This window comes from Bradyrhizobium sp. cf659 (assembly GCF_900113725.1).
GTDB lineage: Bacteria > Pseudomonadota > Alphaproteobacteria > Rhizobiales > Xanthobacteraceae > Bradyrhizobium.
Map to the genome: position 1 here is coordinate 274,824 of NZ_FOQJ01000009.1, position 22,884 is coordinate 297,707.

Below are 22,884 nucleotides of genomic sequence, written 5' to 3' on the forward strand. Positions count from 1 at the left end.
TTGTTCGAAGTTGTCGCCAGCAGTCAGCGTCAGTCGGGAAGCCCCGCGGATCGGAGGTGCCCGAGCCAGGTTTCCAATGCAGCGCCGCGAAATGGGCAGCGTTTCGCATAGGATGATACGCGGAAATCAGGTTGAATCTGCAGGTAGCGATGCGCGGCCTGCGCGGCCTCCTCGCGCCGGCCCAACGCACCGAGCGTGACGATGAGAAGGCGCTGATTGAAACGGATGAGCTCGTTGCGGCTCACCGCACTGCGCACCCACTCCAATGCCTGCTCGTAGTCGCCATTCACGTAGTGAGCCTGCCCCAATAGTCCCTCGTGCCAGAACGAGCGGGCGTCGAGCGGGGAAAGCCGCACGCCCTGCTCACCCTGGCGCACGGCCGCGGGGCCGTCACCCAGAAAGCCCGAAGTCGCGCTTGCCATGGTCCAGGCCATGGCCGAACTCGGGCCGGCGGCAATCGCGCGCTCCAGCGAGATCTTTGCCTTCTGAAAATCACCGAGCAAGAATGATTGGACGTGGCCATACACCGCCAACGCGAAGGCGTCGTCACCGCCTCGTGCGATGGCCTCCGTCGCATATTTGGCGCCGGCGATGGCGTCGCCGTCCGGATCCGCCGATCCGATCTCTCCGATCCGGAACACGTACCAGAGAGCGGCATAGGAATAGGCCAGGGCATAATTGGGATCGTGCGATATCGCCTGCTCGAGCAGGCCCCGCGCCCTCGAAAATGAATCGTAGTCCATTCGGTACAACAGGTCGAATGCCTGCAGCACGAGTTCGTAGGCGGTCAAATTCTGGGGATGCTTGCGCATCGCTCGCATCAATTCCCGCTCGCGCACCTGCGGCGCGATCTGTCTTACGACACTGATGGCAATCCGATCCTGAAGCGCAAACAGTTCGCTGGGGTCGCCTTCGTGCAAATCCGAACGAATGACCTCTCCCGATTCGGCGTCATTGAGTTCGGTCCCGATACGGATGGCCGTCGCTGTTCGTTGCACCCCTCCATAGAGGACGTAACGGACGCCGAGCTGGCGGCCGATTTCACGCACGTCGATATTGCGGCCGCCGAAGCCGAGGCTTGCACCTCTCGATACGACGAAGAGCTCCTTGAGTCCGGCAAGGCCGCGGATGATGTCGTCAACAATACCATCCGCGAAATAGGCCTCGTCAGGGTTGGAGAGATTCATCCGGAACGGCAGAACGGCGATCGACGGGCGCGGCTCCTGACCCGCGGGAGCTTCCCCGACAAGCTTTGCGGGCTGCGTGGGCGGGTGGAGCGCATACACGCGAACCGGTCGACCCATATTGCGAAGATGCAGATCGCCGAGATCTATGACGTTGACGTTGAAGTCCTTGCCGAGCTGCTCCGCAATTGCGCCTGACACGACAATGCCGCCCGCCTGCGCATAGGTCTGAAGACGAGCCGCAATATTTACGCCTTCGCCATAGACGTCATCCTTCTCTACGATGATGTCGGCCGCGTTCAACCCCATGCGAAAGCTGATGCGCTGATCTGCGGGCATCCCCGCAGTATTCGCGGCGACCGATTCCTGCAGCGAAAGAGCACAGCGCGTCGCGTCTCGCGCGGTATCGAAGGTTGCGAGGAAGCCATCGCCGGTATTCTTGACGATCGTTCCGTGAAGCGCCGCAACACCGGGGTCGAGGACCTCCGAACGCAACTGCATGAGCCGCGTGTGAGTGTCTATCTCGTGCGATTCCATCAATCGGGTATACCCAACCACGTCGGCTGCGAGGACTGCCGCTAGGCGTCGACGAACTCCCGGCACGGATGGGGTCATATGACTGATACTTCTAATCTAATTCGATAAATGCGTCCGCAAAATCAAGAATAACGGGTGACCTCGAGAAGGATACCTTCATCGCGGTCGCAAAGGAAGGGAATTACAATCTGTGCCAATTGTGGCGATCAAGGGTTCGCGCTGCGCGCGACCAACGAGACGTACCCCACAATTGTCAGTTGCAACAGAGAGAGTGGATCGGTGTGGCGGATCCTCGCGTCAGACACCGCGGCGCTCGCCGACCTCGAAATCTCATCGCGTGCCGTAGGCGCGGTCGCCGGCGTCGCCAAGGCCGGGCAGGATGAAACCGTTCTCGTCGAGACCTTCGTCCACCGCCGCCGTCCAGACCGGCACGTCCGGATGCAACCCGCGCAGGCGTTCGAGCCCTTCCGGCGCGGCGATCAGGCAGGCGAGGCGAATGTCCTTGGCGCCGCGCTCCTTCAGCCGGTCGATGGCGGCGACGGCCGTGTTGGCGGTGGCGACCACCGGCGTCACGACGATCGCCAGCCGTTCGCCCAGGTCGGACGGCGATTTGAAGAAATATTCGACCGCGGCAAAGCTGTGCGGCTCGCGGTAGAGCCCGATATGCGCGACGCGGGCGGTCGGCACCAGATCCATCATGCCGTCGACGAAGGTGGTGCCGGCGCGCAGCATCGGCACGAACACCAGCTTCTTGCCGGCGATCTTGGCCGAGTGCATCGTCGCCAGCGGCGTTTCGATGACGGTATCGGCGAGCGGCAGGTCGCGCGTCACCTCGTAGCACAGGAGCATGCCGATCTCCTTGATCAGCTCCCGGAACGACTTGGTCGAGATGGATTTGTCCCGCACCAGCGTCAGCTTGTGCTGCACCAGCGGATGATCGACGATCGTGACGCCTTCCATGTAACGCTCCTAACGAAATGCGCGTTGATTGAAATGCAACGAGCCGGCGCTTCTTCCTTCTCCCCTCGTGGGAGAAGGTGGCGCGAAGCGCCGGATGAGGGGTCTGTTTCGGCAAACTCAAGTGAGAGATACGCCCGCGGAGACAACCCCTCACCCGGCTTCGCTTTCGCGAAGCCACCCTCTCCCACAGGGGGAGAGGGTTTAGAAAACCGTGCCGTCGCTGATCACCTTGAGCGGCGGCGAACCGTCGGGACGGCGTGCGAAGGCGATGGCGCGGCCCGCGGCCCAGGTGCCGCCTTCCAGGATGCTGGCGAGCGGCAAGGTCTCAGGCGTCCGGCCGAGCTTTATGCGAACCAGTCCGGCAAGCCGATCCAGCAACGCGACGGTCAGCGCGCGCCACTCCACGACGAGCAGCGAATCCACCGCATGCGCGCGCCCGGCATCCGCGGCATCGCGCAGGCGCAGCACCTCGTGATCGACGAACAGGCCGCCATTGCGGTATTCGGCAAGCCCGGTCAGGCCGTCGATGTCGGTGACCGCAAAGCCGGCGCGCTGCAGCGGCTCGATCAGCGAATAGCTCAGCCATTGCGACAGCTTGTGCAGGGGGACGAGGCCCGCTGTCGCGTCGTCCGCCCTGATCGCCGGATGGCGCCAGCAATCGCCGAGCGGAACGCCGGCAAGCTCCAGCCGCGACGGCCAGATCGGCCCGAGCTGGTTCAGCACCGCGGAGAGAATGGCCGGCGCGGCGATGGCGCCGCCTACAGCCTGCGCCGCGATGTGATCGAACAGGCCGCCGGGCCGCGGCGTATCGTGCAGTCCAAAGATCTCTGGACGGTCCGCCACCTGCTTGCCCAGGCGCCGCAGCAGATCCGTGCGTCCGTCGAGGCCTAGCAGCGGATTGGCCTCGCTGACCTGAAACGCAGAGGTGAGGGAGGCGAGGGGCAGTTTTGCGAGCACGTCAGCGTCGACCCTGAACGGCGCGCGGGCATCGCGGGAGAAGAGGCCGCTTGCGAACATGTCGAGGCTCGCAATCGCGAGCCCCTCGGACCGGCCGATGCTTTCGCCCGTCACCGCGTCACGATAGCGCCAGGCAGCGCCGGCGCCGGCATCGAGCAGCACGCTGACGATGGCAAGGTCGAACTCCGCGCGCGCCCGCGCGGCACGATCCGGCCATGATGCGGCGTCCGTCAGCCGCGCCCAGCGATCGACGCCGCCGAGCACAAAATGCCGCCAGCGGGCGTGGAAGGGAACCTCCAGCGCCGGATAGGCCTTGCGCGTGACCGCGAGCACGGCGTCGGCGACGCCGTCCATGCGGTCGAGATCGATCGTGAAGTGGCTGAGCCCGCCGTCAAGGCCAAGCTCGAGCATCTGCCCGGCGCGCGCGCGAACCGCTGTTGCGGTGAGCAGCGAACGGGCCTGTTGTTCTCCAGAGTCCGCCATCAATCGATCAGTATTTTTCCAGCGAACGCCCGACCACGCCATTGACGTCCTTCTCGGGCGCGATGTCGGTCGAGTAATAGCCGGCGGCCTTCTTGGCGGCGATCTCGACATAGGCGTCGGCGGGAATCAGCTCCGGCGGGATCGGCACGCGCTCGACGATGTCGATGCCCTGCGAGGTCAGCGCGTCGTGCTTCATGTCGCTCATCGACAGGAAGCGGTCGATGCGCTTCAGGCCCAGCCAGTGGATGGTATCCGGCATCAATTGCTGGAAGCGCGCGTCCTGGACGCCGGCGACGCATTCTGTGCGCTCGAAATAGGCGGCGGCGGCATCGCCGTCCTCCTGCCGCTTGCGGGCGTTGTAGACCAGGAATTTCGTGACCTCGCCGAGCGCGCGGCCTTCCTTGCGGTTGTAGACGACGAGCCCGAGCCCGCCCTCCTGCGCGCCGCGCGCGGATTCCTCGATGCCGTGGATGAGGTAGGGCCGGCAGGTGCAGATGTCCGAGCCGAACACGTCGGAGCCGTTGCATTCGTCATGCACCCGGCAGGTGATTTTGGTGCGATGGTCGGGCAGCTTGGTGACGTCGCCGAACATGTAGACGGTGGTGCCGCCGATCGGCGGCAGGAACACCTTCATGTCCGGCCGCGTCACGAGCTCGGGGAACATGCCGGCGGTCTGCTCGAACAGGGTACGCCGCAGCTCGGTTTCGCCGGTGCCGAAGCGCGTCGCGAGACCCGGCAGATACCAGACCGGGTCGATCGCGATCTTCACCACCGAGACGCTGCCATTGGCGTGCACGACCTCGCCGTCGGCGCGCAAGCGCTTGGCGGCCAGCGCCTCGCGGATCTCCGGCAGGTCGAGCCGCGCGCGCGTCACCGCGATGCTCGGCCGGATGTCGGAGCCCTCGGCGATCTCCTTGCCAAAGTTCTCGGCGACCAGATGCCCCCAGGGGTCGAGCGCGACGATCTTGGCGGGATCGTTCCATTGCGGAAACGGCCCGATGGTCGCCGCCGGAAACGTGTTGGTGAGGTCGGGACGCCGGATAGGGTCGAGCGCGCCGGCGGAGACGGCGAGCGCGCGATACATCGCATAGGAGCCGCCATGGCTGCCGATCACGTTGCGATCCCCGGCGCGCGACACCGTGCCGATGATCGGCCCGCGGGCTCGCGCGTCGGCTGCGCCCCAATGGATCGGAAAGGCGGCCTTCTTGCCCGGCTCCGGATGGGAGGTGAGGCGGATGTGATCGGTACGGTTCGCGCGGCTCATGTCCAGGCTCCCAAAAAGCCAACGGCCCGCCGCTCGGACGGGCCTGGCTCACTTGTGTTACCGATGCGGGGCACCGGCGACGCAAGCTCAATCCAACATATTGTAGCGGCCGACGGCGACAGACAAGTTAATGGTGCTATGCCCGGCAGGCGTTCATCGCCAAATTCCATCATCCGCGAACCGGTCCGGACCGCGCGAATTCCGCGCCCTCGCTCCGGCCGAACCTTGCCGCTCGATCCGAGGGGTAACTCTAAGGATTTGAAATAGTTTTAGTTTTCCCGTTTTCAAGAGGCGTTGCGGCAATTGCGTCGCGACTGGACAAAACGTATATAATCAGACAAATCGTATGGATCGTCTTTGCCCTGGAGACTGCCATGCCCGCCGCCAGCTACATCGAGCCTCGGACCGGAAAGCTCTATCCGCTCGACCAGCCGCGCTGGTGCTCGGACGAGCGCACGCCGCTTTTGGTGACGCCGGGGCGCGGGATCTCGCGCGAGGAGGTCGAGCCGCGCACGCGATCGCTGTGGCGCTACCGGGCGGCGCTGCCGGTCGAGATCAAAAATCCGATCACGCTCGGCGAGGGCTGCACGCCGCTGGTGCAGCAGGCGTGGGGGGACCTGCGCCCGTTGTTCAAGCTCGAATGGTTCAACCCGACCGGCAGCTTCAAGGACCGCGGCTCCTCCGTAATGCTGTCCTTCCTGCGGCAGATCGGCGTCGACGCGATACTGGAGGACTCTTCCGGCAATGGCGGCTCGTCGATGGCGGGGCTGGGCGCCGCCGGCGGCATGCGCGTGAAGATTTTGGCGCCTGCCTCAACGTCGCCGGCCAAGATCGCGCAGGTGCGCGCCTATGGCGCGGCGGTGCAGCTCGTCGAAGGCCCGCGCGAGGAATCGGAGGCCGAGGCGATCCGCCAGTCGAGCCAGACATTTTACGCCAGCCACAACTGGCAGCCGTTCTTCCTCGAAGGGACCAAGTCGCTCGCCTATGAAATCTGGGAAGACCTGGGCTTCCGCGCCCCCGACAACGTCATCGTGCCCGTCGGCGCCGGCAGCAGCCTTTTGGGTTGCGCCTTCGGCTTCCGCGAGCTGCTGAAAGCCGGCCAGATCACGAAGCTGCCGCGGCTGTTCGCGGCGCAGCCACCCAACTGCTCGCCGATCGATGCGAGCTTCAGGGCCGGCGTCGATACGCCTGTCGCGCGCGAGGTCAGCAAGACCATCGCGGAGGGCACCGCGATCAAGAATCCCCTGCGCCTGCGCGAGATCATCGCCGCCTTGCGCGAAAGCGGCGGCGGCACCGTTGCGCTGACCGAGGACGAGATCATCGCCGCCCTGCGGCGTCTTGCGCGGCAGGGATTGTTCGCCGAGCCGACCAGCGCCAGCGCAGCCGCCGCGCTGGACAAACTCTCCGCCACTGGCGCCATCAAGGCGAACGAGACCACGGTCGCGGTGCTCACCGGCACGGGGCTGAAGGCCGCGACCACCGTCGCCGATCTCGTGCAATAGGGCCGCGCAATGAGCCGCGGCAAATCGTCAGTTCCGGGCAAGACCGCTGCCGAACGAAAATTGCTGTTCGATCAGTTGCAGCAGATCGCGCAAGGGCTGGGGGAGACCTTTGCGCCGTTCTGCGAGGTCGTGCTGCACGATCTCACCGATCCCAGGAATGCGATTATCGCCATTCACAACAACCTGTCGGGCCGCAAGGTCGGCCAGGGCGCGACCGAGCTTGGCCTCGCCCGCATCGCCGATCCCGACTATCCGCAGGTGATTGCGAACTACGCCAACAGCTTTGCCGACGGACGGCAGGCCAAGAGCACCTCGATCGGCATCAAGGGCGCGGACGGTGCTTACGTCGCCGCGCTCTGCCTCAACGTCGACCTGACGCTGTTCCAGGGGTTGCAGAGCGCGATCGGCCAGTTCGTCAGCGTCGATGCGCAAAACAGCCCGCGCGAATCCCTCAATCCCGTCGGCGCCGACGCGATCCGCGCCCATATCGACCGGTTCGCTGCGCGCCGCGCCACCACGCCCCGCGCGCTCACCACGGAAGATCGCCGCACCCTGCTGCGGGAATTGCGCGACGCCGGCTGCATGCAGGTACGCCGTTCCTCCGACATCATCGCCGCCCATCTCGGCGTGTCGCGCGCCACGGTGTATGCCGATGCGAGGTGAGGCGGCGCGCCGAACTCGAACGCAGTGCGGTCTGGCGAGGATCGACCATCGCCAAATGCACTAGAAACGCCGCTGTTTCGATGTCTTCCGGTGCCACCTGCGGCCTGCCCGTTGCCGCGGGGAGCGCGCCTTGAACCTTCGGCGTCCGTCGCCCGCCTCATGGAGATCGACCCTCGAGCAATGGGAGAGTTCCATGACCGCACAGGATCCGTTTGCAGGCTTCAAGGCTGTCCAGAAGGAAGCCTGGTCGCTGTTCACGCCGATGGAAGTTTTCACGACGCCGAGCGCCGCCAAGCTCGTTGGTTTTGCCGGCGTTGCCGCCGGCCAGAGGCTGCTCGACGTCGGATGCGGCACCGGCGTTGTCGCGATCACGGCGGCGCGCCGCGGTGCAAAGGTCAGGGGTCTCGACCTGTCGCCGGTTCTGATCGAGCGCGCCCGCGAGCACGCGCAACTGGCGAACCTCGATGTCGCCTTCGTCGACGGCGATGCGGAAAGCCTGCCCTATGGCGACAACGAGTTCGACGTGGTGCTCAGCCAGTTCGGCCACATGTTCGCGCCGCGTCCGGACGTTGCCATCGGCGAGATGCTGCGCGTGCTGAAGCCTGGCGGCACCATCGCTTTCTCCACCTGGCCGCCGCATCTGTATGTCGGACGGATGTTCGCGATGATCGGCCGCCATCTGCCGCTGCCCGAGGGCGTGGCATCGCCGGTGTTGTGGGGCGATCCGAAAATCGTCGCCGAGCGTCTCGCAGCGAAAGCGAAGGACGTCTCTTTCGAGATGGACATGATGACGCCGTCCGCACTCAGCCCGCAGCATTTCCGCCGCACCATGGAAGCGACGATCGGGCCCTTGATCAAGCTCGTCGCCCAGTACAAGGACGAGCCGGACAGGCTCAAGAGCTTCCGTACCGAGTTCGAGGCGCTGATCTCGGAGTATTTCGACGCCGGCCAAAACGTGATGCGCCAGCAGTTTCTGATGACGAAGGCAAGGAAGGTGTGAGCAGGCGCGAGTATCCTTGCTGACCCTCCCCTCCAGGGGAGGGTCAGAGGCAGCGGTCGCCTCGCCTCACTCCTTCAGATCGTTCACCCGCTTCACCCAGGTGCGCACGTCGGCGAGCACGGCGGGCAGCACCGCCTTGACCTCCGGCACGGTCATGCCGGGCTTGATGCGGGGGTCGTAGAGCAGGTTGAGGATGTATTGGTCGTAGACGTCGAAATAGCCCATCGAGACGTTGTCGTTGAACATGGTCCAGGGCACGCTCGTCGTGTCGTTGATCGGGCCGAGCGACTGCAACAGCTCCTCATAGGCGCAGTCGAGGAAGGTGAAGTCGCCGTTGTCGACGGTGAGGATGACGTCGGAATGCTCGATCTCGAAATTGTCGTTCTTGCGGAAGCCAGACAGGCACTGCGGATCGAGCGAGGTGCGGATCTCGCGCGCCTTCTCCGCGCCGTAGAAGCTCGAGATGGTACGGAAGAGATCGCGGTCGCGCACGAGCTTCACCCGCACGTTCGCCGCCTCGATGCTGCCGGTCATGGCGATGTCGAGATGCTGCACGCGCGTGCCGATGTCGGCGACGACCTTGGCGAGCTGCGTCTTGCGATCGGCGCGGTCGCTCTCGGCGAACACGCGCACCGGCCCGTCGAACTTGCGGATGCGGTCGACGCGGCCGGCGAGATGGTACTCGGCGCCGAAAGCGGTCTTGAGAAAGCCCTCGACGATCTCGCTGTCGGTAAAGCTCTTCTTCTCGGCGCGCTGGCGCGAGGCGATCGCGGGCAATTCGCCCGCGGCGGCCATGGTAGCGGTGTCAGGCACACAGGTGAGCGCTGCGAGCGCCAGGAGGGCGATGCGAAGGCCACGCGCGGGCGGGTTCAATGCGCTCATCGTCACCCGACGCTGCCGTATTCGCGTCGCGCGCACAAGACCGCAAATTCACGCGCCCCGCGGGTTCCCGCAGTTCGCCGGCCGGCTAGTTGTTGAGAACGACCACGGTGGTGCCGACCGAGACGCGGCTGTAGAGGTCGCTGACGTCGTCGTTGGTCATGCGGAAGCAGCCTGAAGATACCGCCTGGCCGATCGTCTCCGGCTCGTTGGAGCCGTGGATGCGGTACAGCGTCGAGCCGAGATACATCGCGCGCGCGCCGAGCGGGTTCTCGATGCCGCCCTTCATGTGGCGCGGCAGGTCGGGCCGGCGGGCCAGCATCTGCGACGGCGGCGTCCAGTCCGGCCACTCCTTCTTGGCGGTGATCCTGTGCACCCCGCCCCAGCGGAAGCCGTCGCGGCCGACGCCGATGCCGTAGCGCAGCGCCTGGCCGTTCTGAAGCACCAGGTAGAGCCGGCGCTCGCTCGTGTTCACCACGACCGTGCCAGGCGCATAATTGGTCGGATACATCACGGTGGAGCGGGGAATCGGGCTCGCGCCGCCGCCGCCGAGATAGCCGGTCGAGCTGGTGCCTGTGAAGTCTATCATCCCCGCCGCGGATGCATCGGCCGCGCCAGCCAGCAAGAGCGCCATTGCGGCAATCGGCGCGGCAAAAAACCGGATCATTGTTTCCCCCAGCAAAAAAACGATTCAATGAAAGCCACAGGCCATATTTGCCGGCATTTCGCAAGCCACGGCCCCGTGAGGCAGGTCAACCTTAATGAATGCCGTTACCAAATCGGCAACCGGGCCAATTTGCCTGAAAGCATCAGAGCGTTTTCAAGCGAAGTGGATACCGGTTCGCATCAAGAAAACGCGTCAAAACAAGAATCTAATGCCCGTTCCGATTCCATCGGAACGGGGCGTTAGCCAAACCAGCGCGTCGTCATGCGGGGCAGGGCCGCGATGCCGGCTATTGCTTTGACGAGACGAGCAAACAATGATTGATCGGACGGATCATTGGAAATTGCCGGTTGCGGGAGCTTTGGGATGAACGGTGCGGAAAGCCTGGTGCGGACGATGGTCAAGGGTGGGGTCGACGTCTGCTTCACCAACCCGGGCACCTCCGAGATGCATTTTGTCGCAGCGCTCGACCGCGTGCCGGGCATGCGCTGCGTGCTCGGCCTGTTCGAAGGCGTGGTGACGGGCGCTGCCGACGGCTATTTCCGCATGAAGGGCACGCCGGCTTCGACCCTGCTGCATCTCGGTCCCGGTCTCGCCAACGGCCTTGCCAATCTGCACAACGCCAAGAAGGCCAATTCCGGCATCGTCAACATCGTCGGCCAGCACGCGGTCTACCACATCGGCTACAACGCGCCGCTCACCTCGGATATCGAGGGCCTCGCCCGGCCGATGTCGTCCTGGGTCCGCACCTCGCCGGATTCCAAGTCGGTTGCCGCTGACGGCGCCGCTGCGATTGCCGCCGCCAAAAGCGCGCCGCCGCAGATCGCGACCCTGATCCTGCCCGCCGACACCGCCTGGAACGAAGCCGACGGCATCGCCGAGGTCCCGGCCGAGCAGCAGCGCGCCAGCTATTCGCCGCAGGCGGTCGAGCAGGCCGCAAAAATCCTGCACGGCGACGGCGAAGGCACGTTGCTGCTGATGACCGGCAGCGCGCTCTCCGAGCAGGGCCTGGCGCTGGCCGAGCGCATCGCGGCCAAGACCGGCTGCACCGTGATGGGCCCGACCTTCCGTCCCAAGATGGCGCGCGGCCGCGGCCGCTTCTCGATCGACCGCATCCACTACGTGATCGAGAACGCGCTGCCGATGCTGGCGAAGTTTCGCCATATCGTGCTGGTCGAGTCCGACGATCCCGTGGCGTTCTTCGCCTATCCGAACAAGCCGAGCGTGCTGAGGCCCGAAGGCTGCGACGTCCATCGCATGACCTCCTGGGGCGAGAATTCGGTCGCGGCGCTGGAAGCGCTTGCGGGTGCGGTGAAGGCGAGCGCCAAGGACGTCAAGCCGCATGCCTCGGCCGAACTGGTCAAGCCGACCGGTGCGCTGACCCACGCGTCCATCGCGCAGTCGATTGCGTACGCGATCCCTGAGAACGCGATCCTGGTCGACGAATCGCTCACCACCGGCCGCGCCTTCTTCCCGCCGACGGCGGCCGCCGCGCCGCACGACTGGCTCCAGAACATGGGCGGCTCGATCGGCTTCTCCACGCCGCTCTCGATCGGCGCCGCGATCGCCTGCCCGGACCGCAAGGTGATCACCATGGTCGGCGACGGCAGCGCGATGTACACGATCCAGTCGCTGTGGACGCAGGCGAGAGAGAACCTTAACATCGTCACCATCGTTTTCGCCAACCGCATCTACCAGATCCTGCGCGGCGAGTTCGACAATGTCGGCGCCGGCGAGCCCGGCCAGCGCGCCAACGACATGCTGCGGCTCGACCGTCCGACGCTGGATTTCGTGGCGCTGGCGAAGGGCATGGGCGTGCCCGGCCGCGCCGTCACCAATGCCGACGAGTTCAACAAGGCACTCGCCGAAGCCGTCGCCGAGCCCGGGCCGCGGCTGATTGAAGTTCAGATGTAGGGCGTATCATAGGGAGCGCCGCGAGCCGGGGGGCACGATGCAGACCGAGCTGAACAAGGTGATCGCGGCGCTCCGGGACTTTTACGCCCACGAAGGATTCCTGTTCGAAAAGGACATCGGCGAGCGCGCGATCACGCATCGCTTCGCCGTGCATCTGGAGAAGCAGTTCTCCGGCTGGTCAGTCGACTGCAACTACGACCGGCTCGGCGAGCGCACGCTGCATCTGCCGCACGGCACCATCATCTCGACCGACGATCATCTGGACAAGTCGATCTATCCCGATGTCATCGTGCATCAGCGCGAGATTCCGAACAATTTGCTTAGCGTCGAGATCCGCAAGGCGAGCAATCACACGCCGGTGACGCACGACCAGCACAAGCTGCGGGCGCTGACCGATCCGCATGTCTGGTTCGCCTGTTGGATCGGCGTGCTGCTGGTGCTGGACAGGCACCATGTGACGATGTCGGAGGTCTATGTCGGCGGCCTCGTCGATGAGCCGCTGTCGCGCTGGTTCGCAACGCGCCTCGCGGAGCTCGGCCTCGGGGCCGCGCATTAGGGCGCGTGTTCCTAAACGTCAGATCTCGAGGACAAAGCGGAAGCCGCTCCGCTTGGCCAGCATCGACTGCTTATGACCCAAACCGGGCATGAGATTGCTGCCGGGCGGACTAGGCGAATAGCCCTTGCCATGATCAAATCGGGCAAATGCCACGCCTGCCGGGGTACCGGATGAAGCGGCGAGAATTTATCATTGGGCTGGGAATGTCCGCCGTAGGCCCGATTGCCGCCTCGGCGCAACAGGCGGCCAATCGCTTAATTGGATTTATCAGCACCAGATCACCCGAAGAAGCCAGTGGTCACACGAATGCTTTTCGCCGCGGGCTCGAAGAGATGGGTTACTTTGAGGGGCGTAACGTCGCCGTTGAGTATCGCTGGGCGAGCGGCGATTACAGCCGGTTGCCATCTCTTGCTACCGACTTACTCAGCCGACCGCTCGCGATTGTTGTGGCAGCTGGCGATCCGGCTGCGCAGGCAGCCAAAGCGGCGGGTGTTGCCGTGCCGCTCGTCTTTGTCGTCGGGCAGGATCCAGTGCACTCTGGTTTGGTCGCCAGCATGAACCGGCCGGGTAAGGCTACGGGCGTAAATTTTTTCACCGGTGAATTGGGGGGCAAACGGCTGGAGCTTCTCTGCGCAATGGTGCCATCGAACCAGCCCGTGGGACTCTTGGTCAACCCGCGTTTCGGAGTCGAAGTTGCTGGCCAACACCGACAAGCGGTAGCTTCCGCGGCAAAGATGCTTGGCCGCGAACTTGTCGTGCAGGAGGCAGGAACGGACAAAGAGATCGAGGCCGGTTTCGCTGGCCTTGTGAAGGCTGGCGTCAGTGCACTGGTAGTGCAGAACGATCCGTTCTTCGACAGTCGCCGCAGCCAAATCGTTGCACTCTCGAGGCACCACCGGCTGCCTGTCATTGCCCACATTCGGGAGTACCCCGTCGATGGGGCGCTGATGAGTTATGGTGCGAGTCTTTCAGATACCTATCGTCAGGTCGGAGTATATGCCGGCAAGCTTCTTCGCGGTGCCAAGCCGGACGACCTTCCGGTTTTGCGGCCCACGAAGTTCGAATTGGTCATCAACATCCAAGCAGCAAAGGCGTTGGGCCTTTCGGTGCCACAATCGATCCTTGTCGCGTCGGACGAACTGATTGAATGATGCGGCTGGCCCGTCTCGACGCAATAGCGGACTTCACTCAGGTCTCCTTTCGCGGATAGAGCCGACGTGATTTGCTGGTTGGGGGTATTGCGCCTCGTGACCCGAAGCCGCTGTTAACGAAAGAGCGGAGCGTGTCCGCTCCGCCGGGCGGTTCAGACCTCGACTCGTTCCGCTCTGAGAAGCGCGTCGTCCACGTTGCGACCTGAATATCAAGCGGTACTCCCAATTTTGACGTTGCCGAACGAGAGTCCGGCGTTAACCATCGCCAACGGTTCCCGTCTGAGCGAATTCGCTTCGAGGTTTCTTAAATTTTGCTCGGTACCTCTTTTGGGCATGGTGACCTGGGGAAAGATATGAGTAAGCGGGCCAAGCGCGGAAAGGCAAAGACGTTCGCACTCCCAATGGTCGGGCGAGTTGCAATTGGCGTCGTGGCCGTCGCCGCATTGGGGTACGGCTTGCTGTCTCGCCCGGCGAGCGTGCAACCGATCCGGAAGCCGTCCGCACCCCAAGCCATGGCATCGTCAACCCCGGTTTACGTGGCAACGCCAGTTCATGCGTCAGCGCCAGCTCCGGCTCCGGCTCCGATTCCGGCCCCGGCGCCTCTGGTCGAACCGCCAAGAGTCGCTGACGGTCCCGGGGCATTTGTCCGGCAGGTGGTTGACTACGCCAGCCGCCAGACGCCGGGCACCGTGATCATCGATACCAAGAACACATTCCTTTATTTCGTTCTGAACGACACGCAGGCACTGCGTTACGGCATCGGTGTTGGCCGCGAAGGTTTCACATGGTCCGGTGAGCAGACTGTGGCCCGTAAAGCAGAATGGCCGGATTGGCATCCGCCTGTGGAGATGGTCTCGCGTCAGCCTTATCTGCCGCGGTTCATGGCAGGCGGTCCCGGCAACCCGCTCGGCGCTCGGGCGATGTATCTGGGCGAGACCGAATATCGAATTCACGGCACCAACAAGCCCGATACGATCGGGAAGCGGGTTTCGTCCGGCTGTATCCGGCTGACCAATGACGATGTCGTGGACCTTTATGAGCGGGTGAAAGTCGGAGCGAAAGTGATCGTGCTTCCGGCAATCGCTGCCCATCGACCATCCCAGGGAGCGACGCCCGACGCCGCCTTCCGATCGCCGGACCCGGCATCGCCGTCGAACCGCCCCTCGGCAGCTAACGCGCAGATGCTGTCATCCGGACCGAAGATGGCCGAGACCCAGTAACTCAGTCCTCCGTCCCCGTCTGCAACCTGACCGTAGCGGAAACGCACGGGCAGCGTCGCACCGCGTCAGGCGGCGCGCTGGCTGCGTCGCGAGGAGAGATCCGGGCACAGCACGAGCTTGCCCTCGAGACCGCCAGCCTCGAGGCGACGGTGAGCATCGGCGACCTCGTCGAAGGAGATCCGCTCGGCGACGCGCGGCCGGATGGCACCTTCTGCCAGAAGCTCGAACAGTTCCTCCAGGTCCTCCTTGAACCAGGTGGGATGTCGCGCCCGCATGGCATTTACCGAGTAAAAGCGGGCTCGCTTGCCGTCGGGCAATAATCTCCACAGGTAGAGGCGCGCGATCTCCATCACGATAGGGAGCATTCGGCGCTTTGCCTGCACGCTCGCCGAGAACCCGATGGCACAGAGCAGGCCACCTGGCTTGAGCGCCGCGTATGAGCGGCGATAGCCGTCTTCGCCAACGCCGTCGACGATGACGTCGAACCCGCCCGGCAGAACCCGCGTGAAGTCCTCATGCTTGTAGTCGATCGGGATTGCCCCCAGGTCTCGGACGAGCGCCATGTGCTCGCCGCGCACCGTGCCCCACAGCTCGAGGCCCGCCAGTCTCCCGAGCACGAGCAGCGCCTGGCCGACTGCGCCGGCGGCTCCGTGCACAAGCACACGTTGGCCTCGCTGGACCTGGGCCACACGGTGCAGAAGCTGGTGCGCGGTCGTCCAGCTCAAGATCAGCGTGGCCGCCTCGGCCGCGTCTACGCCCACCGGCACGCGGGCCACGTCGTTCGCCCGAAGCGTGCGATACTCGGCGTTTGACCCGACCACCGTCATGTCGGCCACGCGATCGCCAATCTGATAGTCGTGCACGCCTTCGCCGAGCTGATCGATTGCCCCCACCACGTCGTAGCCCATCACGAACGGCGGCCGGAGGCGCATCGTTTGCGGGTATAGATGGCGCCTGATCAACACCTCGGTGTAGTTGAGGCTCGACGCGAGCACGCGAACGCGCACCTCGCCCTGGCCGGCGGTGGGCAGGCGAGCGTCGACAACCTCCAGTCTCTCGGGATCACCGAAGCGGCTGACTTGAACAACTCGATTGCGCTGCTCCATCATGGGCGATCTCCATGCAATGCCGTCATTCAGCGCAAGAACGGGGAGACTGCCGCCAAGCTGGAAAAATGAAATTGATCCAGATCAAGCCTGAGGCTGCACTGTTTGGAATTCTGCTCGGGCTAAATGACCAACCGGGTTATTTGGCGCCATCATTTTTCATTGGAGGGGAAAATGCCTGCAGTTGTTATGCAGTTCGTTTCGCATCGAAGATCTCGCGACCATCTTACAGCTTGCAAAGGACGGCGCGACACTTTGGAGAAAACATGGGGCCGATGTCAGCTATTGGTCGGTGATCGGTGGCGAGGTCGGGAACTACGCCTTCGTCGCTCGCTTCGATAGCGTAGAAGCTTATGGGCGCACCTTGGCGGCACTAGGTGCCGATCCAGCTTTCGCAGAATTCCAGGCTAAGCGGCTAAAGGCCGGGCAATCCGATTGGGTACGCTCCAACATGGCCATCCAGGTTGATATTTGACGGAACGCCTTCTCTCCCGAGTGCGAGACCGCCTTCGGGCGGTCTCTTGCTGCGCGGCCGATGTCGCCTGTTGGCCCAAGGCCGAACTGGTGGCATGTCGGTCTCAATGTCGCCTTCTGAAAGCAAACCGGACGCGACGAGTTCATGAGGGCACGCCCGAGAGCTGACTGATCTTCAGCTCACTCGATGCGCGCTAGGAATCCGGTCACTTCTCCCCGTCGCGTGCGATGACAAAAGGCCGCTCGCACGACACGAGCGGCCTTTGCATCATCGACCGTCACGCTCTCAGTGCAAGGGATCGCCCTGGCCTAGCGCGTAGGCGACGAGATCCTTCAGCGCGAAGCTCGAGCCCGTCACCGGTGTCCATTGCGGGTCGAGCGACAGCACGGAGGAATTGTCGCCGAACATCATGCCGAGGAAGACCTCGGCCACGATGCGACCGCCGACGGGGCCGAGCTGCGGCGTGTTGATGGGGCCGGGCGCGCCGGTGGCCGGGATCGTGACGGCGGTCTGGAATTGCCGTGCCTCGGCCAGGATGTAGGCCCAGAGCGGGCAATTCCCGGCGAACACGCCGTTCGCGATCGAGGCGATCTGAACTTGCGGATCGTCCGGTCCGGGCTCGTCGACGGCCTTGCCGATGATGATCTGGTCGTCCGTCAGCGGCGTCAGATTCATCGCCCTGGCGACGGCCTGGCCCGAGGGCAGGCCGAGCCGCCAGCTGCGTTCGAGATTACGCAGCGCGAGCGACGACGGATTGGACGCGACCTCCGGCGGCAGCTTGCGCAGCGGGTCGACCAGCGACGCATCGATGCGATAGGCGAACTGAAGCCGCCGCTTGTTGTCGGGGTTGGTGTCGTCGTCCTCGACGCCGTAAGCGCGCGTGTCGAGATCGATGAAGCGGCCCCAGTCCATGGCGCGTCCCGGGCCCATGGCACGGAAGCCGGTCAGCGCGTTCTTGTCGGGATTGTGCGGATCGGGGAAGATCTGCAACAGCATGTTGTCCGCATCGTTCAGCCGATAGCCGGGGCGGATCATGGAATGGCCGAGACGGTAGGCCGCAACCGAGAACTCGACCGGCATGAACGGATAGGTCTTCCAGTGGTAGTGGGCGAGCTTGCTGCGGTCGTATTGGCCCGCGGTCTTCAGCTCGTCCAGCACGCCGGCGTTGACGATGCGCGGCAGGAAGTCGTTCATGACGACGTATTGATAGTGGAAGCGGACGCGCTGCTGCACCTCCTCGAACGACAGGCTGTCATTGTCGTCGACCATGCGGTTGTGAAAGCGCAGCATCAGGGCCTGGAACTGCGAGACGATGCTGTTCTCGTCGTTGCGGGGATCGCCGATCAGCGCACGGCCCTTGAAGCGCGGCAGGTCGCTGGCATCGGGCACGCCCGCGCCGGTCAGCTTCTCGCCGAGGCGGAACTTGATGCCGTCATACATGTAGGGCTGGTCGTTCGGACCGCGGCCGTAGAGATTGTCCAGATCGAGCGCCGGCGTGCGGAAGTCGACGAGCCCGTCGGGATCCTGCTGCTTGGTCAGCGAGCTGACCGGATCGAACGTGATATCGTGGTCGATGAACTGGCCGAAATAGGTGTAGAGCGAAGGAATGCCGCTCTCCTCTGCGTCCGGTCCGTCCTTCGGCGCATCGAACTTTCCGACCATCTTGTCGGCCAGCGCCGAAAGGTTCGCGATGTTGTCGGCGTCGTTGAGGCCGAATTTTGCCGGTGTGAGCTTGCGAAACATGCGGCCGAAGCGGCCCTGGGAAAGCGGCGAGCGCGTTGCGTTCAGACCGCGCGGAACAATGCTGTGGCGGCTGCTCATGAGACCTCCCTGAAAAGTCACGATGGAAACAAGTCAAGCTGAAGTTGTTCGCGCTGGAGTATGCAGGCTAGGCTAGATCACACCCGCCACAAGCGAGATAGATCACACTTGTTCAGCATCGGCGGTTCCTCAAAGGGAGGTGCTTTGCGAGCAAGCTGCGGCCGCGCTTTGCAAATTTTTCCCGGAGCGATGAGGGATAACATTCTCGTCATCGATCAGCGCAAGCGGCTTGGCGCAGCGTCAGTTCGCCGGGCTGTCGGCGCGGCGGATCGTCTTCACGTGAGGACTGTGGCGGCGCACGTCATGCGCCGGGGCTTGCCCGACACTTTGTCGTGCTCGTCTTGGTGTCCGCAGTGGGCGCTGCGTTCGACATGCGTCTATGATGAGGCAAGCCGCGGCGCATAATGTGATCTCGGCCACAGTTTGAGGTCGGGTTCCGGCCTATCGTCGGCGGACTTGCACACGTTGCTCCCGGAGGCCTACGCTTTGCCTCATTCGGGGTCAGTTATTTTGGAGGTTCTGATGCAAAGGTCATATTTGCTGGCTGCGACAGCGGCGCTGGTGCTTCTCATGCAAACACCGCTCGCGTTGGCACAGAGCGCTCCGGCCGCCGGCGGGACCGCAGCGCCTGCGGCGACGACCACCGCGCCGGCCGCCGCGACGACGACAACGCCGAGCGCGACCACCGACACGTCAGCCCAGCCGTCCGACTCCAAGAAGAGCGCATCGAAGAAGCCGGCGAAGAAGAAGATGACGCGGCAGCAGGAGATCGATCATTCGGTCGACACCGGCACGGTGCCTGCGCGCTATCGCAGCTCGGTGCCCAAGCAGTACCAGCAATATATTCCGTTCGAGAAGCAGTGACGGATCGCGCGTCGGCGCGGCGCGATTCGACGTCGCGCCGCCGGTGCCATACGGAGGCGGCCCTGGCCAGGCGGGAGGCCGACCCCACATACGTTGTGGCGGTCTGCCGGAGCAGTGCTAGAGTAGGGCAAAGCCGGGGGGAGTGATGAGTGACGACGTGAAGGATGCTGGCCTTGTGGCCATGATCAGCAGCATCCTGGGAGGCGGCAAGCGCGCAGACATCGTCGCACCGCCGCCGCTCACCGAGGGTCCACCAACAGCGCCGACGAATGGATTTGAGCCGGTCGAGGCGCCCATCCCCGAGGCGGCACCGGCCAAGGCCGACAATGCGTCCGATGCCGCGCCGGCAGTCACCAAGCCGGTCGAACCGCCCGCGAAGATCGCCACGACACCGGATGGCAAGAAATTGCTGCCCGCGGAAGCGATTGCCGATCTCGTGCTCGGCGAGTTGCGCAAGCTGGACGATTTTCCCGCGTCCGGTGTCTCGGTCACGGTCTACGGCTACCGGCATTGGAACGCGATGATCACCTTCGCGCCGTTCTCGACCACGTTCCAGAACGCGACGCGGTTCCGCCAGGCCATGCCGGACCTCGTCTTCAAGCTGCGCCGTTTCGTCCAACTTGAGATATGAAGCTCGATGAGATTTGGTTGATTCGATGCGAGCCGAGAACTCCGAACACCTCTCCCGTAGGGAGAGGTCGGATCGCATCGAGAGATGCGATCCGGGTGAGGGGTTAAGGTCTCACTGGACGTCGCGGCCCCTCACCCGGATTGCTCAGGCGCGCAATTGCGCGCCATAGCAATCCGACCTCTCCCCGCTGGGGAGAGGTGCACCTGGGCAGCCGATCGAAACCAACTGCATCATGTGCCAAGTCTGATACAATCGCGCGAAACAGTTCGACAGGATCTACGAATTGAGCGTTGCCTTTACCAAGGAAGAAAGCGCCGAGACGGCGTCCGAGACGCTGTTGCCGGATCGGCCGATCTCGCCTCATCCGAACCTCGTGACGGAAGCCGGCTTGCAGGCCTTGCAGACCCAGCTTCAACAAGCGCGCGAGGCCTATGAGGCCGCGCAAGCCATCGACGACGTCAACGAGAAGCGCCGGCAGTCCGCAGTCCCCCTGCGCGATGCCCGCTATCTGACGGAAAGACTGCGCACGGCGCAAGTCATTCCCACCCCGGCCTCGACCGACACCGTCGCCTTCGGCAGCACGGTGACCTTCAGCCGCCCTGACGGCCGCGTGCAGACCTATCGCATCGTCGGCGAGGACGAAGCCGATCCGAAGGCCGGCTCGATCTCGTTCGTCTCGCCGGTCGCGAGGTCGCTGATCGGGAAGGCGGTCGGTGACGTCGTGGGAGCGGGGACACAAGAGATCGAGATCTTGTCGATCGCGTAGGGGCGTGCAGGTGAGGCGAGGATTACTATCGACAGGAGCAACCACATTCGCCTAAAGCATGGGCCATGCGTCTCCGCTGTCTTGTCCCGATATCGATGGTCTCCGCTGTGTCCGCGAAACAAAGCGCGATGGCCGGATGAGACGGTTTCTGTCGGGAGCGTTGCCGTTTTACGCGCTGGCCGGATTGGCCGTGTGCATGTACCTCGTCCTGTACAAGACTGACCTCTTCGACTTGAACGCCATCGTCCATGGCGCGACCGGTTCGTCATGGTTTCTGGTCTTCATGTTCGTCTGCGTGCTCCTGGAATCGGTCTTCCCGTATTTCGGCTATTTTCCCGGAACGGCCCTCATCCTGATGTCCGTGGCGCTCAATCCGAAGCCTGCGGATGTCTCCGTTTTCATCGTGGCCTGGCTGGCCATCATCGTGGGCTCCGTCCTGAGTTACGGGCAGGCTCGTTTTTTCAGACCGCTGTTGCAGCGGGTTGCCTCAAGAGCGGCACTGAACCGGTGCGAGTCCCTCCTCGACGCCTACGGCCCCTACGCGCGCGTTGCCCTGTTCGTTCATCCCAACGCTTGCGCGATGTATTTCACGGCGCTCGGACTTCTCGGCCGGAACCTGACGCGAGAGCTCGCCCATCTCGGCGTGGGTGCAGCGGCCTGTGTGGGCGTTCTGTTCGTCGTCGTGACCAGACTTGTGTCGTCCGTAGGCGCGACCGATGATGGGGAATTGCAGCTGCTGCTGGCGGCGGGGCTGGTCGCGATCGGGACCCTCGTCGGTCTCTACACGGCCTGGCGGCCGGCCCGGGCCGCTTAGGGCTTGATCCGCCATTGCTCGAAGAGCGACGGCGGAAGCGAAGCAGTCCAGTCAGCCTTCCCGAATGATGCCATCATGCCGGTGTCTTGCCCGACGCAGCAAGCGGATTCGGAAAGGGCGTAACCCATTGATCCGACTGACGTCGGCTACTGTGCATGGGGTTGTTTTCAAGGTTTTTGACGAAACGGGTGACGAACGCCGTCACGCGTCGATACCCGGTGGCATGGGGCTTCTGTCGTTGATAAAGTTGAGGTCCCCGCCTATTCCCATGCGCTCGCGCCTAACGCCTAGGTCTTAACTCCTTGCGGACGCTCCCCATCAGAATGGCTCTGGCCCAAGCCGCCGCAAGGGTTTGAATGTTCAGCCTCGACCGAACGAAGAACGATAGCTCCGCGTTGCTGGATCTCCTCCGCGCACTGGCGGCCCAAATGGTTTGCGTCGGGCATACCTGGAATCTGACCTTCGCGTCCTTCGGCGGAGCGCAGCAGACGTTGGTCCCCGATATCGGCGTGCTCCTGTTTTTCGTGCTGTCGGGCTTCGTCATCGCCTTCACGCTTCACGATCGTACCAAGGCTGACGACTATTCGCTTCTGAACTACGTCGTCGAACGCTTCGCCCGGATCTACTGCGCTTACGCGCCGGCACTCGTTGTGATCGCTGCGCTGGACTATATCGCCGTCGCCCTCGGCATTGCCTGGTTCCAACTCGACGGCACGGCGAGTTTCTTGAGAAACCTGCTGATGCTGCAGGGCTATCCCGGCGCATTGGGCGGAGGCACGTTCGGTTCGGCGGGTCAGCTCAATACGATCGCGATCGAGTTTCATATCTACTTCTTCGTTGGCGGACTGTTCTTCTTCTGCAAGGGCCGCAACCAGATCGCCGGCCTGGTGCTGGCAATCGCCGCCGCCGCCGCCCCTATATTCCATTTTGCGGAGAGAGCTAACGCCTCCCATAGCCTTTTCGTGCTCTGGCTGCTCGGCTTCGGCGGATACTTCGTCGCAATCAGCATGAAGATGAACCGGATGACGACAGTCGCCTGCGCCATCCTTTCCGTCCTGTTGTTTTGGCAATGGCGCGTCGCTCATGTGCGCGGCGACGAGGCTGCGCTCGCTGCACAGCCCTATTTTGCGTTGTGGTTTGTGAGCATCGTGATCGCCGCGCAAGGGCAGCAATGGCTCTTACGGCTTCAGCCTGTCATCGGGTTCTTCGCCAACTATTCCTATAGCCTGTATCTCATCCACTTCACGATCGTGAAGATCATCGCATGGCTCATGCCATCACCGCTTTGGTTCAGCTTCGTCGTGGCGATAGTGATCTCAAACCTTGTCGCTTGGCTGTTTGCTTCGATGACCGAGAGCAGACACAAGCAACTCGCCCGCTGGATGCTCCGTTGGCTCGCTCCTGTTCGGCTGCGATTCTCCTGGGGGAGATGAGCAAGGCCTGGTCGGCGCTTGCGTTCGACTATCGCGGCAA

21 protein-coding genes are annotated in these 22,884 nt (G+C 63.7%); 13 read left to right on the forward strand and 8 right to left on the reverse strand.

From position 1 onward, the window contains the following. Nucleotides 1-29: 29 nt before the first annotated feature. The 4 genes from BM118_RS30285 to BM118_RS30300 form a co-directional block, all read right to left on the reverse strand. A complete protein-coding gene (locus BM118_RS30285; protein WP_092190151.1) occupies nucleotides 30-1,799 on the reverse strand; it encodes an adenylate/guanylate cyclase domain-containing protein in 1,770 nt (589 codons plus the stop codon). A 252-nt stretch (nucleotides 1,800-2,051) separates the two neighbouring features. Continuing rightward, nucleotides 2,052-2,681 carry a uracil phosphoribosyltransferase gene (upp, locus tag BM118_RS30290; RefSeq protein WP_027548356.1) on the reverse strand — a complete coding sequence of 210 codons (630 nt, stop codon included), beginning with the start codon at nucleotides 2,679-2,681 and terminating at the stop codon, nucleotides 2,052-2,054. Between the two features lie 201 nt (nucleotides 2,682-2,882). Beyond that, nucleotides 2,883-4,121, reverse strand: coding sequence for a URC4/urg3 family protein (locus BM118_RS30295; protein WP_092190153.1), 1,239 nt, complete (start codon nucleotides 4,119-4,121; stop codon nucleotides 2,883-2,885). 7 nt (nucleotides 4,122-4,128) lie between these two features. After that, complete coding sequence (locus tag BM118_RS30300; protein ID WP_092190155.1) at nucleotides 4,129-5,385, reverse strand: GTP cyclohydrolase II; 1,257 nt, start codon at nucleotides 5,383-5,385, stop codon at nucleotides 4,129-4,131. A gap of 374 nt (nucleotides 5,386-5,759) precedes the next feature. Here BM118_RS30300 and BM118_RS30305 point away from each other — a divergent pair, with 374 nt between their 5' ends. From BM118_RS30305 to BM118_RS30315, 3 genes are all read left to right on the forward strand, one after another. Further along, on the forward strand, nucleotides 5,760-6,887 hold the full coding sequence (locus BM118_RS30305; RefSeq protein WP_092190157.1) for a threonine synthase: 1,128 nt from the start codon (nucleotides 5,760-5,762) through the stop codon (nucleotides 6,885-6,887). A 9-nt stretch (nucleotides 6,888-6,896) separates the two neighbouring features. Beyond that, nucleotides 6,897-7,550 carry a helix-turn-helix transcriptional regulator gene (locus tag BM118_RS30310; protein ID WP_092190159.1) on the forward strand — a complete coding sequence of 218 codons (654 nt, stop codon included), beginning with the start codon at nucleotides 6,897-6,899 and terminating at the stop codon, nucleotides 7,548-7,550. Nucleotides 7,551-7,743: 193 nt separating this feature from the next. After that, the gene (locus tag BM118_RS30315; protein WP_092190161.1) at nucleotides 7,744-8,550 is read left to right on the forward strand and encodes a class I SAM-dependent methyltransferase; all 807 of its coding nucleotides are present in this window, start codon (nucleotides 7,744-7,746) and stop codon (nucleotides 8,548-8,550) included. Nucleotides 8,551-8,616: 66 nt separating this feature from the next. Here BM118_RS30315 and BM118_RS30320 read toward each other — a convergent pair whose 3' ends face one another. Together BM118_RS30320 and BM118_RS30325 are read right to left on the reverse strand one after the other, a co-directional pair. Then, entirely contained in the window at nucleotides 8,617-9,432 is an 816-nt protein-coding gene (locus BM118_RS30320) for a DUF2927 domain-containing protein (protein ID WP_177234837.1), read from the reverse strand. Nucleotides 9,433-9,517: 85 nt separating this feature from the next. Then, nucleotides 9,518-10,018, reverse strand: a complete 501-nt coding sequence (locus BM118_RS30325) for a L,D-transpeptidase (protein ID WP_441299769.1) — start codon at nucleotides 10,016-10,018, stop codon at nucleotides 9,518-9,520. Nucleotides 10,019-10,459: 441 nt separating this feature from the next. On the opposite strand from BM118_RS30325, the gene BM118_RS30330 reads away from it, so the two are divergent. From BM118_RS30330 to BM118_RS30345, 4 genes are all read left to right on the forward strand, one after another. Continuing rightward, nucleotides 10,460-12,007: an acetolactate synthase large subunit gene (locus BM118_RS30330; protein ID WP_092190167.1), complete on the forward strand. Its 1,548-nt coding sequence runs from the start codon at nucleotides 10,460-10,462 to the stop codon at nucleotides 12,005-12,007. 37 nt (nucleotides 12,008-12,044) lie between these two features. Next, nucleotides 12,045-12,563 (forward strand): hypothetical protein, encoded by a 519-nt coding sequence (locus BM118_RS30335; protein WP_092190169.1) that lies wholly within the window; start codon nucleotides 12,045-12,047, stop codon nucleotides 12,561-12,563. Nucleotides 12,564-12,733: 170 nt separating this feature from the next. Then, the gene (locus tag BM118_RS30340; RefSeq protein WP_177234838.1) at nucleotides 12,734-13,714 is read left to right on the forward strand and encodes an ABC transporter substrate-binding protein; all 981 of its coding nucleotides are present in this window, start codon (nucleotides 12,734-12,736) and stop codon (nucleotides 13,712-13,714) included. Between the two features lie 353 nt (nucleotides 13,715-14,067). Further along, nucleotides 14,068-14,934 (forward strand): L,D-transpeptidase, encoded by an 867-nt coding sequence (locus tag BM118_RS30345; RefSeq protein WP_177234839.1) that lies wholly within the window; start codon nucleotides 14,068-14,070, stop codon nucleotides 14,932-14,934. A 65-nt stretch (nucleotides 14,935-14,999) separates the two neighbouring features. Here the strand turns inward: BM118_RS30345 and BM118_RS30350 are convergent, their stop codons facing one another. After that, nucleotides 15,000-16,043 (reverse strand): medium chain dehydrogenase/reductase family protein, encoded by a 1,044-nt coding sequence (locus tag BM118_RS30350; RefSeq protein ID WP_092190175.1) that lies wholly within the window; start codon nucleotides 16,041-16,043, stop codon nucleotides 15,000-15,002. A gap of 181 nt (nucleotides 16,044-16,224) precedes the next feature. Between BM118_RS30350 and BM118_RS30355 the strand changes: the two genes are divergently transcribed. Next, complete coding sequence (locus BM118_RS30355; protein ID WP_244550275.1) at nucleotides 16,225-16,515, forward strand: hypothetical protein; 291 nt, start codon at nucleotides 16,225-16,227, stop codon at nucleotides 16,513-16,515. Between the two features lie 285 nt (nucleotides 16,516-16,800). On the opposite strand, the gene BM118_RS30360 is transcribed toward BM118_RS30355, so the two are convergent. Beyond that, nucleotides 16,801-18,336 (reverse strand): peroxidase family protein, encoded by a 1,536-nt coding sequence (locus BM118_RS30360; protein ID WP_092190177.1) that lies wholly within the window; start codon nucleotides 18,334-18,336, stop codon nucleotides 16,801-16,803. A gap of 522 nt (nucleotides 18,337-18,858) precedes the next feature. On the opposite strand from BM118_RS30360, the gene BM118_RS30365 reads away from it, so the two are divergent. From BM118_RS30365 to BM118_RS30385, 5 genes are all read left to right on the forward strand, one after another. Continuing rightward, entirely contained in the window at nucleotides 18,859-19,200 is a 342-nt protein-coding gene (locus tag BM118_RS30365; protein ID WP_092190245.1) for a hypothetical protein, read from the forward strand. A 145-nt stretch (nucleotides 19,201-19,345) separates the two neighbouring features. Beyond that, nucleotides 19,346-19,831 carry a hypothetical protein gene (locus BM118_RS30370; protein ID WP_092190179.1) on the forward strand — a complete coding sequence of 162 codons (486 nt, stop codon included), beginning with the start codon at nucleotides 19,346-19,348 and terminating at the stop codon, nucleotides 19,829-19,831. A 283-nt stretch (nucleotides 19,832-20,114) separates the two neighbouring features. Continuing rightward, nucleotides 20,115-20,597 (forward strand): transcription elongation factor GreA, encoded by a 483-nt coding sequence (greA, locus tag BM118_RS30375; protein ID WP_092190181.1) that lies wholly within the window; start codon nucleotides 20,115-20,117, stop codon nucleotides 20,595-20,597. Nucleotides 20,598-20,733: 136 nt separating this feature from the next. Then, nucleotides 20,734-21,411, forward strand: a complete 678-nt coding sequence (locus BM118_RS30380) for a hypothetical protein (RefSeq protein WP_092190183.1) — start codon at nucleotides 20,734-20,736, stop codon at nucleotides 21,409-21,411. Nucleotides 21,412-21,767: 356 nt separating this feature from the next. Continuing rightward, entirely contained in the window at nucleotides 21,768-22,844 is a 1,077-nt protein-coding gene (locus tag BM118_RS30385) for an acyltransferase family protein (protein WP_092190185.1), read from the forward strand. The last annotated feature ends 40 nt before the right edge of the window (nucleotides 22,845-22,884 follow it).

What these genes read in the sequence shown, in the direction of transcription:
- BM118_RS30285 (WP_092190151.1), bottom strand. Translation starts at nt 1,799, where the DNA reads ATGACCCCATCCGTGCCGGGAGTTCGTCGACGCCTAGCGGCAGTCCTC.
- upp (WP_027548356.1), bottom strand. Translation starts at nt 2,681, where the DNA reads ATGGAAGGCGTCACGATCGTCGATCATCCGCTGGTGCAGCACAAGCTG.
- BM118_RS30295 (WP_092190153.1), bottom strand. Translation starts at nt 4,121, where the DNA reads ATGGCGGACTCTGGAGAACAACAGGCCCGTTCGCTGCTCACCGCAACA.
- BM118_RS30300 (WP_092190155.1), bottom strand. Translation starts at nt 5,385, where the DNA reads ATGAGCCGCGCGAACCGTACCGATCACATCCGCCTCACCTCCCATCCG.
- BM118_RS30305 (WP_092190157.1), top strand. Translation starts at nt 5,760, where the DNA reads ATGCCCGCCGCCAGCTACATCGAGCCTCGGACCGGAAAGCTCTATCCG.
- BM118_RS30310 (WP_092190159.1), top strand. Translation starts at nt 6,897, where the DNA reads ATGAGCCGCGGCAAATCGTCAGTTCCGGGCAAGACCGCTGCCGAACGA.
- BM118_RS30315 (WP_092190161.1), top strand. Translation starts at nt 7,744, where the DNA reads ATGACCGCACAGGATCCGTTTGCAGGCTTCAAGGCTGTCCAGAAGGAA.
- BM118_RS30320 (WP_177234837.1), bottom strand. Translation starts at nt 9,432, where the DNA reads ATGAGCGCATTGAACCCGCCCGCGCGTGGCCTTCGCATCGCCCTCCTG.
- BM118_RS30325 (WP_441299769.1), bottom strand. Translation starts at nt 10,018, where the DNA reads ATGATAGACTTCACAGGCACCAGCTCGACCGGCTATCTCGGCGGCGGC.
- BM118_RS30330 (WP_092190167.1), top strand. Translation starts at nt 10,460, where the DNA reads ATGAACGGTGCGGAAAGCCTGGTGCGGACGATGGTCAAGGGTGGGGTC.
- BM118_RS30335 (WP_092190169.1), top strand. Translation starts at nt 12,045, where the DNA reads ATGCAGACCGAGCTGAACAAGGTGATCGCGGCGCTCCGGGACTTTTAC.
- BM118_RS30340 (WP_177234838.1), top strand. Translation starts at nt 12,734, where the DNA reads ATGAAGCGGCGAGAATTTATCATTGGGCTGGGAATGTCCGCCGTAGGC.
- BM118_RS30345 (WP_177234839.1), top strand. Translation starts at nt 14,068, where the DNA reads ATGAGTAAGCGGGCCAAGCGCGGAAAGGCAAAGACGTTCGCACTCCCA.
- BM118_RS30350 (WP_092190175.1), bottom strand. Translation starts at nt 16,043, where the DNA reads ATGATGGAGCAGCGCAATCGAGTTGTTCAAGTCAGCCGCTTCGGTGAT.
- BM118_RS30360 (WP_092190177.1), bottom strand. Translation starts at nt 18,336, where the DNA reads ATGAGCAGCCGCCACAGCATTGTTCCGCGCGGTCTGAACGCAACGCGC.
- BM118_RS30365 (WP_092190245.1), top strand. Translation starts at nt 18,859, where the DNA reads ATGCAAAGGTCATATTTGCTGGCTGCGACAGCGGCGCTGGTGCTTCTC.
- BM118_RS30370 (WP_092190179.1), top strand. Translation starts at nt 19,346, where the DNA reads ATGAGTGACGACGTGAAGGATGCTGGCCTTGTGGCCATGATCAGCAGC.
- BM118_RS30380 (WP_092190183.1), top strand. Translation starts at nt 20,734, where the DNA reads ATGAGACGGTTTCTGTCGGGAGCGTTGCCGTTTTACGCGCTGGCCGGA.
- BM118_RS30385 (WP_092190185.1), top strand. Translation starts at nt 21,768, where the DNA reads ATGTTCAGCCTCGACCGAACGAAGAACGATAGCTCCGCGTTGCTGGAT.